The sequence below is a fragment of the Bradyrhizobium ferriligni genome (assembly GCF_056837965.1).
Map to the genome: position 1 here is coordinate 36,932 of NZ_JBXEJO010000082.1, position 7,945 is coordinate 44,876.

Annotated in this window: 7 protein-coding genes and 1 pseudogene; 4 read left to right on the forward strand and 4 right to left on the reverse strand. The window is 58.6% G+C overall.

What is annotated here, in order from left to right; translation table 11 throughout:
- The first annotated feature begins 194 nt into the window (after nt 1-194).
- Nucleotides 195-377, forward strand: a complete 183-nt coding sequence (locus tag AC1VNY_RS35530) for a hypothetical protein (RefSeq protein WP_482408656.1) — start codon at nt 195-197, stop codon at nt 375-377.
- Between the two features lie 10 nt (nt 378-387).
- A pseudogene (locus AC1VNY_RS35535) lies at nt 388-618 on the forward strand (DNA methyltransferase); the annotation flags it as partial.
- Nucleotides 619-811: 193 nt separating this feature from the next.
- On the opposite strand, the gene AC1VNY_RS35540 reads toward AC1VNY_RS35535, so the two are convergent.
- The gene (locus AC1VNY_RS35540) at nt 812-2,590 is read right to left on the reverse strand and encodes a caspase family protein (protein WP_482408664.1); all 1,779 of its coding nucleotides are present in this window, start codon (nt 2,588-2,590) and stop codon (nt 812-814) included.
- A 209-nt stretch (nt 2,591-2,799) separates the two neighbouring features.
- Here AC1VNY_RS35540 and AC1VNY_RS35545 point away from each other — a divergent pair, with 209 nt between their 5' ends.
- Entirely contained in the window at nt 2,800-3,510 is a 711-nt protein-coding gene (locus AC1VNY_RS35545) for a methyltransferase family protein (RefSeq protein WP_482408657.1), read from the forward strand.
- Nucleotides 3,511-3,889: 379 nt separating this feature from the next.
- Here AC1VNY_RS35545 and AC1VNY_RS35550 read toward each other — a convergent pair whose 3' ends face one another.
- Nucleotides 3,890-4,078, reverse strand: a complete 189-nt coding sequence (locus AC1VNY_RS35550; protein ID WP_482408658.1) for a hypothetical protein — start codon at nt 4,076-4,078, stop codon at nt 3,890-3,892.
- A gap of 450 nt (nt 4,079-4,528) precedes the next feature.
- Between AC1VNY_RS35550 and AC1VNY_RS35555 the strand changes: the two genes are divergently transcribed.
- Nucleotides 4,529-4,894, forward strand: a complete 366-nt coding sequence (locus AC1VNY_RS35555) for an HdeA/HdeB family chaperone (RefSeq protein WP_482408659.1) — start codon at nt 4,529-4,531, stop codon at nt 4,892-4,894.
- Between the two features lie 538 nt (nt 4,895-5,432).
- On the opposite strand, the gene AC1VNY_RS35560 is transcribed toward AC1VNY_RS35555, so the two are convergent.
- Both AC1VNY_RS35560 and AC1VNY_RS35565 read right to left on the reverse strand, forming a co-directional pair.
- Nucleotides 5,433-6,170: a DUF6065 family protein gene (locus AC1VNY_RS35560; protein ID WP_482408660.1), complete on the reverse strand. Its 738-nt coding sequence runs from the start codon at nt 6,168-6,170 to the stop codon at nt 5,433-5,435.
- A gap of 16 nt (nt 6,171-6,186) precedes the next feature.
- Nucleotides 6,187-7,945, reverse strand: a 1,759-nt coding sequence (locus tag AC1VNY_RS35565) for an outer membrane beta-barrel protein (protein ID WP_482408661.1), incomplete at its 5' end; no start/stop codon positions are given.

A 7,945-nucleotide genomic window follows, 5' to 3' on the forward strand; every position in this document is an offset into this window, starting at 1 on the left:
ACGAGCGATCGCTTCCACCAGGAGATGGAAGCGTCTCGACAGATGTCGAGGGACGAACTGGACGAGATCGTGGGCGGAGCGCCGCTTCCCAAGGATCGTTACAAGCGTCATGTTCGCGCTCATTTCTACTGTCGCTCTCGCGCAGCAATCTAGCGACACGCTCCTTCAAGACGTCCGTGTGCTTGATGTTGTCAATGGACGCCTCGGACGCTCCGACCAATGTCCTCGTTAAGGGCAACGTCATCTCAACAATCGGCCCCGCCATGAAAGCATCTGATGGCACGAGAGTTGTCGATGGCAAGGGCCAGACGCTGATGCCGAGTCTCATCGACGTGCATGTCAACCTGACATTTGGCGCGCTGCCTCGGTCGCGGTAGGGACACGGATTTCGAACTCGGCCAGTATGGCCGGCACCGCAGTAATGTCTGGGACTATGACGGTGTGAATACGATGCGCCCCGGACGATTGGACGAATTGGCGATGCATCCCACCGTTAAGCCGGTGGCGCTGGTGGCGGACGCCATCAAGGACTGCTCGAAGCGAGGAAACCTGGTTCTTGATCCCTTTTGCGGCAGTGGCACAATCCTGATCGCGGCCGAAAGGACAGGCCGGCCCGCGCCGTCGAGTTTGATCCCGCTGACGCGGCTTGAGTTCAACCGGCTATCCGCCTAAGAGGCGCAGCCCTTAAACAGCGGGCTGCCCATTCATTGCCAAATCGAAGCGGACTCTGCTCTCGCCTCAGTGTCGTTCGCCCGTACAACTTACTACCGGAACAGCGCAACGTCACACCCAGAATGCGGCGGCGATCTCGTCAGGGTAGGAAGAAGGGCATGAAGGGCACTCCGCCGTCGCCCTTTTTGCCTGCGTTGGCCTCGGCCTTCGGTCTTGCGGGTCTTGCCGGAGGTTCCTCGTCGCGATCCCCGTTCCTGCGCTCAAGCTTGGCGGACGGGACATGACGTGCCTTGCGTTTCTCACATTCATTATCGTCATTGAGGAAATAGCCTGCGGCACAGCTAATCTTGACGCAGCGATCGCCGTCTCGTTTGAGGCCGGGTCCGCAAATTAAGGGACAAACTCGTGCAGTCTTGAGCTTGATCGCGTCAAGCGCATCTGCGCTCGCGGCTTTGGCATCGAACCTAGTGCCGGCGTTCTGGTTGAACCGCTCAAGCGAACGACGCGACGCCGTATCCCATTCCCCATCGGCCGATCCTGTGAAGCAACCAACTCGGTGCAATTCGGTCTGTACTGACTTTGCGAGCTCAGCCGGCGCTGTTAACTGCACGGGTGCTTGCGGATTGGGCAGCGCGGCCACCTTGGTATCCGTATTTGCGTTCGGTTCTCGTGGCTGGTCCGGCGCGGAGGGAGTAATCGGCGTGCTGTTCCTTGTGGCAGCAGCGGCACCCTCAGCCGCGACACGTCGCTGCTCGGCCTGAATGGCCTGTTGCTGCGCAGCTTCCTTGGCTGCCTCGGCGGCGGCCCGAGCCTCCTGCGCCGCTTTCAACTCCGAAGCCGCCTTGGCGAGCTGCGTCTGTTGAGCGCCCTGGTTGACGAGCCGGGCCTGTTCCTGTTCGGCTTGGCGGGCTTTTTCGGCCGCCGCGGCACGCTTTTCCTCCGCATCGATCTTGGCGAGCTGAAGCTTTGCCAAGTTTGCGTAGTAGCTGTCCGGATACTGGGCAATGAAATAGTTCATTGCATCCTTGTTGCCGACCTGCAGCGCGAGTTCATAGTCGTGCCGCATTTCGGACCGCGGCATTGCTGCTGGGACGGGTTCTCTGGCGATCTCCTTGGCGGCTTCCCTGATGGTTTCCCTGGCCGGCACCAGCGGCACATCATCGCCCCCGAGCGTGCCATAGACGTACGGCTCCTGCCGATTCCCGGTTGCTTTCATGACGTCGTCGCGGACGAAACCGAACACCCTGCGCAAATCCAGGCCGGGAGTTCCGATATATTTCACCAGTGCTGTCGCGTACGGACTGTTCTTGCTGTTGCCGTCCGAGGCCGTTGAGCCAGCCTTGGCAGCGAAGGCCACCAGCGTGTTCGAGCTCGCCGGCTCAATGCGGGCGAGGCCCCGGCTGATCGCCCGTGAGCCAACCGTTCGTTTCATTTTGTCAGAGAAAGGATTGTTGCGGCAGGCGTCGAGAATCACAAGCCGCAATTGCCTTGCCGGTTCGACGGCCAGCAGAATCCGCTCGAGCGAAAACGCCTCGTCGTAGACGTCCGTATCGCGCTCGAGCGTGGCATCGACCGGGATCAGGTAGTTCGTACCCTCGATCTCGATGCCGTGACCGGCATAATAGACGACAGCCACATCTGCGTCGCGAGACTGGTCGGCAAAATCGCGCAGCGTACGCCGCATTTCGGCCGCTTGAAGATCCAGGTGGGTTTGGACCACGTCAAAACCCGCATGCTTCAGCGTCGCCTCGACAATCTGGGCGTCGTTGATCGGGTTCGAAAGGGGCGCTGCGTTCTTGTATGCAGAATTGCCAATGACGAGCGCGACCCGATTTGCAGCCGTTGCCGGCTGAGCGAGCAACAGTGCGACGAGGAAAAAGCAAATTCGAGCTAATTTTGTGAAACCGCGTACATGCATGGCAATACTACTGTTCAAATAGATGCCTTTTACATGCGTGTCGGCAGCGCTGAAACGGTTCAATCATATCTTGATGATAGGCAAGGACGCTGCGGAAAGCGGGAACTCGGTCGTCAAGATGGGGTGCCTCCAGAGGATGGCCGGCTCCTTGACCTCTCCGCAGACATCGCTTTTAGTGATCTCGTCTTCTGAACGGCGAGATCTGTGCTGTGACTGACGTAAAACTCGGCCAGGTAATCTCTGCTAGATCCCGCGACGCCACCAGTCCATTTCTGGATTGGACCGCAAGAGCTGCACTCATCCTTATCTACGGCGGAGCTGCTCTTCTCGGCATCGTTGGCATTCCTCACCTGCTTCCGGTGGAGAGCTTTCGCGAGCTGCTGACGGCCGCGGCCTACATCGCAAACGTGCTTTTTCTTAGCTTGGTTGCAGTGACGACCATAACCCGGTTGGCCCCCATCATGAAGTCGAAGGGTATTGAGACGCGGATCTCGGCCTTGCTGGGCACGTTCCTGAGTATCGCGCTCGCCTTTCTGCCAAAGGTGGAGCTCGATCCGATCTGGTCGATCCTGTCCACGGCCTTGATCCTGGTGGCGACCTCGCTGTGTATTGTGGTGCTCCGCTGGTTGGGCAAATCCTTCAGTATTCTGGCGGAGGCAAGGCGCCTGGTGACGGAGGGGCCTTACCGGATCGTCCGGCATCCCCTCTACCTCTGTGAGATGGTTGCTCTGGTAGGCGTAACACTCCAAGTGCTTTCACCGCTCGCCGTGCTCATCGCCATTGCGGTTGTGGCAATTCAGTGCCGCCGAATGTTCAACGAAGAGCGGATTCTTCGGCGGGCTTTCCCTGAATATGACGCTTACGCCGCAAGAACGCCCTTTCTAATCCCGGTAAGCCTGATCCGAAGCTGGGACAATTGAAGGAATCTTCTCGGCAAGCTTGCACTGGCGCAAAGCTCTATGATCGTGCGACAAACAACCCATTTGCGGCCGGATAAGATTGCTCGCGAATTCGTTCGACTTCGGAGCCGATCGGAGCGGGAATGTCGTCGTCAATAACGGGTGTTGCACCGGATATGGCAGCCGCCAACGAGACCATCAAACCCTTTTTTGCTAGATCGCACGAAGCTCAACAAGGCCGGTTCGCATCGCTTGTGCGGCGGAAGCCTTTGGCTTTGACCGGTAGCGTGGCTGAGGGATCGAAGTGTCGATGGTGCAGGAGAGCGCTGCGAAGCGATGACAAGATGGGCACGCCGTCATAGATGCCCATCTCTTTTTGGAAAGCAGATTCGAACAATGGCTACCGCTGATGCCCGAGTCCGATTCCGAGATGCAACGCCTTCTGGCGCAGCGCTCCCACAGTACGCTTAGTCAGCTTAGCTATTCTTACGACGGGCGTACGCCCCTTGGAGTAAGCCTTAAGGTCTTTAATATCAGCCTTGGTCCACTCGCGCCGCTTGACGCGCTTCTTCGTTGCCTTCTTCGCCATGATGGCTCCCTTGCTTAAGGAGCGGCTTGTAACACGGCTTCTTAGCGAAACAATGATGCGCGGTTCGCTCGTCGCTTTGAAATTGCAGTTTTGGTGGGCAACCAGCCCAATGCCGCAGCCAGCAGCGAATGGCTGACCTGAATCACGCCGGCGTACATTTCTGGTCTAATGACGTTTTCTGAATTCAGCTCCCTTTTCTAGCGTTGGTAGACGGTCTCGTATGCAAAGCTTTACCCCGCCGTGTAAATTTGCGATGAGATTGGTTGTCACATACGCGGGAGCACAACGCCTACGTAAGAGAGACCAAGAATCAGCAACACACCCGCGCATGCCTGCAAGACCTTCGATCAATACCGATCTGCGTACAATGCGAGCGCAGGTCCCGCGATCGTACTCGCCATACCGAGAATCCCGATCATTTTGGTCCAATCATTGAACTTGAAAGTGGTCTTGACGAAAAGAAATGAGAATCATCAAACTCAAATCGTTCGCAAGCTCGATCGAGCTCGGCCTTGGCGCGCTCGTCATCTCGATTGCTTCTGCCCAGGCCCAGGTCCCGCTCTCGACCTATATGGACTCGAAGGGTTCATCGATGTTCAGGCTCTGACCTGCGCGCAACTCGCCAATACCTATCAGGAGGACGCCGACTTTCTCGCGATTTGGTATAGTGGCTGGTACAATGGTCTGGCTAAGAAGCATTTTGCCCATATCACCCGTACCAAATCGGGCGAGCACGAAGTCATCGTGTACTGCAAGGCTCACCCGGAACTTAAGGTCATCCAGGCCATCGACGTTCTCTTCAAGAACGAGAAGTAGTCAGTGCGGCGAGATCAGGCTGATGTCGCCCGCACTGCCCGTTGTTCGATGGGGGACGACCGGGGTCTTAGACTACGTTGCGCTCGATTTTGATCGTTGTGCTGCTCGTTGTCATATACCGCGTGATTTGCGGTTTAAGATGAATTACAATCATCCGTTCACGACAGATGCCCGACTTTATTTCTACACGCCGAGAAGACGGCACAGCAGCAGACGGCGGGATAACCAGCCCGAAAGCGTGGGTGTGGTAGTTAGCGGCATGTTGGCCCTGCTCGCCTTTGTCTGATCACGAAGTAGACCAACTTTCCTTCTGGAGGGCGGAGGACTGCCTTCGACTTCCGAATGTCGGACGGAAATGTTCGCGATACTCATCGATGCCGTCACGCACTGGCTCCCGCCAACTTCGTCACTCCGGAGGACCCGACCCGATGCGCGATCCAGATGTTCGTCGGTGCAAAAAAGGTCAGATGAACTAAGTACTCTCGGAATGGAAAGATACGACCCGCATTGGGTCAGACGGCCAACCCTATACCTCTCCTTATTCTTTTGGCACAAAATCCTTCAAGCGGAGGCGGCTCCGGTGATCCGCTCGCGCCTCTTCGCCCGAAGGATTGACGCCGCGAAAATATGTCTTCTGCCACCGCTGCTGCGCCGCATCCGAGCCCGGCTGCTGCAGGTCGGCGTTGAAGGTGCTGCGGCCTTCGGACCAGAGCTTGAACTCGCGTTCAAGGTCCGGCGCTTTCGACAGTGGCATAACCTCAGGTGTGATCCGCTCGAGCGCTCCGCGTTCAACCGGGAAAACATGACAATACGGTTCTCCCCGCTCAAATCGAATCTTCGTATTTGACCGCGTGAATCGCCAGTTCATGGTGAAAGTGTACGGCGACCAATCCGTCTCGATCACTCCGCTGAGCGGCGCGATTGCATCCTTCGGCCTGTTGATGGGGCCTGTCACGAAGAGGTCGAAACCGGGGTCGGTTCGGAACAGGCATGGCACATGGAAGGTCAAAATCCCATGTCCGAAGTGGCTCGATGCCGGCGCATGTGTCCCGAGATCGGGCTTGATCCGGACTGTTTCCTTGTGGTTGAGCCCGTCCCATCGTACCGAGAAGCCCGACGGGCAGAGCAGTTCCCAGCCGTGAGCGTTTGCGATGTTGAGCGGCAGGCAACGATAGGCGAACCGCTGGTCGCTGGAATCCATCCAGTCGCGTTCGAGCGGAGCAGGACGGATGTCTATCTCATGTCCGTCGATCGTGTAGGCAACAAGCTTCGGCATCGTTCCTGCTACTGTCTCATTGCGAGAACCAGCCGGTAGGTCCATTTGGTGCGCCGGCGAATTTGTAGCTCAACCCTACGCGAATGACGTCCTCAGTCAATTTGGCCGAGTGTGTCCATGCGAACGGGCTTAGCGCGCCGACGTTCTGGGGTGCCGGGGCGCTGCGATCACCGAGGTCGACGTGAAGATACTCGAATTTGGCCGTCCATGGACCGCTCACAACGGTTTCCCAGCCGAGGCCCGCTGTCCAGCCGGGCTTCACGCGCGAGTCGGCGCCTGCAAATCGAAAACCGGAGAAGCCGGGGAAATCCGCCGCGGTGGCAAAGGCAAATTCCGCGTAAGCCAAACCTGCGGTTACGTAGAGCATGTTCGAGGCGTTTGCCAGGAACCCCAGGCGTCCGCGCACGGTGCCGAGATAGTTCGATCGAAAGCTGTTCTCCCAGGTGTTGGTGACTCCAGGCGCCAGAGGGAATGGTCCGCGCAGCTCCGATGATTGCAGATCGGTGTAGTTGAAATCCGTTTCGAGCCCAACGACCGTCCTGCCGTACTGCACATTACAGGAGAGGCCTCCGCCGGCCGTAGCTCCGCCTGCACGTCGAGCAGCGTTCGAGCCCGCCTGCTGGGCTGCAAGTTGGGGGAGGGTTCCGGTGATCTGCGCAAACTCGACGACGGCTCCATTCGGCGCCGAAGAGAATTCAGCTTTGGCTGAATCATACCCGGCGTTCACGCCGATGCTGCAGCCGGTCCAGCTATACGGCAGGACCGGCTTGGCCTTGACCGGCATGTAGGCGGCGAACGCGGAGCTCGTCTCGTCGAACCGCATGCGGAAATGCGCCTTCGCCTCCCATGCATCGATCCCGGGCGTGAAGAAGGACAGATAGCCGCCCGACAGCCACAACTCGGCCTGGGATCCGAGCCGGGCCCGAACGCCGCCGCGCAATTGACCGTGCAAGCGCGAAAACTCGCCGTCGGTGCCGTCGATCGTGGTGATGGTGTTGACCAGCTGTTGCGTGTCGTAGCGCAATGTGGCCTGGACGAACGGCTGTAGCAGGAACCGGGAATCAAGAGCGAAATCCCGGTTGAGCTCCACCGAGCCTTCCACGTGGCCCCAGCTATAGGCCTGGCCCGGAATCGGAAATCCCTGGCCGCTCGTGACGCTCGAGACATCGTCGTGAGCATGGAAAACCGTGAACCGGGGCAGGACGCGCATCCAGGGCGTATCGATGATCTGGGTGATGCTCGTGGAGACGAAGGCCCGGTTGACCGGCATGTTGGCACCGTGCCCGAAAGCGTCGAAGGCGCGATCGAGCCGTACGTAGCCGGCCCAGGCATCAAACAGCGTCGTCGGGCTGATGAGCCATCCCAGATAGGGCCCTCCGCCGATTCCCGACTCGTAGAGTGAGGCATTCAGCCCGTCATACGTGACCTTGGTGCTTTCCGGATTGAACGCAAAGCCCACAAGGAGATCCGGGTTGACACGATAGTCGAGCCCGTATGTCAGCTCCTGCAACGTGCCTTGCGACGCGAGCCCGACGGCCCGGTCGGTGAAGTTGACCTGGCGCGGCGTGACCCATGCGTGCCAGCCGTGGCCCATCGATGCTGAGGTGGGACTCGTGGCAATGCTTGCATACTGGTTGAACCCGGCGAGGATTGCGTCCGAGATGAAGTAACTGCGCGCAAGGTCCGCCCCCAATGCGCGTGCGAGATTCGCATGTGGCACCGGCATGGGTGGTGGCTGTCTCTTATACAAATCTGACGCTGCCGACGATCGCATA

Bases quoted from the DNA above. Each gene is read 5' to 3' on its own strand.
- AC1VNY_RS35530 (WP_482408656.1), top strand. From the start codon at position 195: ATGGACGCCTCGGACGCTCCGACCAATGTCCTCGTTAAGGGCAACGTC.
- AC1VNY_RS35540 (WP_482408664.1), bottom strand. From the start codon at position 2,590: ATGCATGTACGCGGTTTCACAAAATTAGCTCGAATTTGCTTTTTCCTC.
- AC1VNY_RS35550 (WP_482408658.1), bottom strand. From the start codon at position 4,078: ATGGCGAAGAAGGCAACGAAGAAGCGCGTCAAGCGGCGCGAGTGGACC.
- AC1VNY_RS35560 (WP_482408660.1), bottom strand. From the start codon at position 6,170: ATGCCGAAGCTTGTTGCCTACACGATCGACGGACATGAGATAGACATC.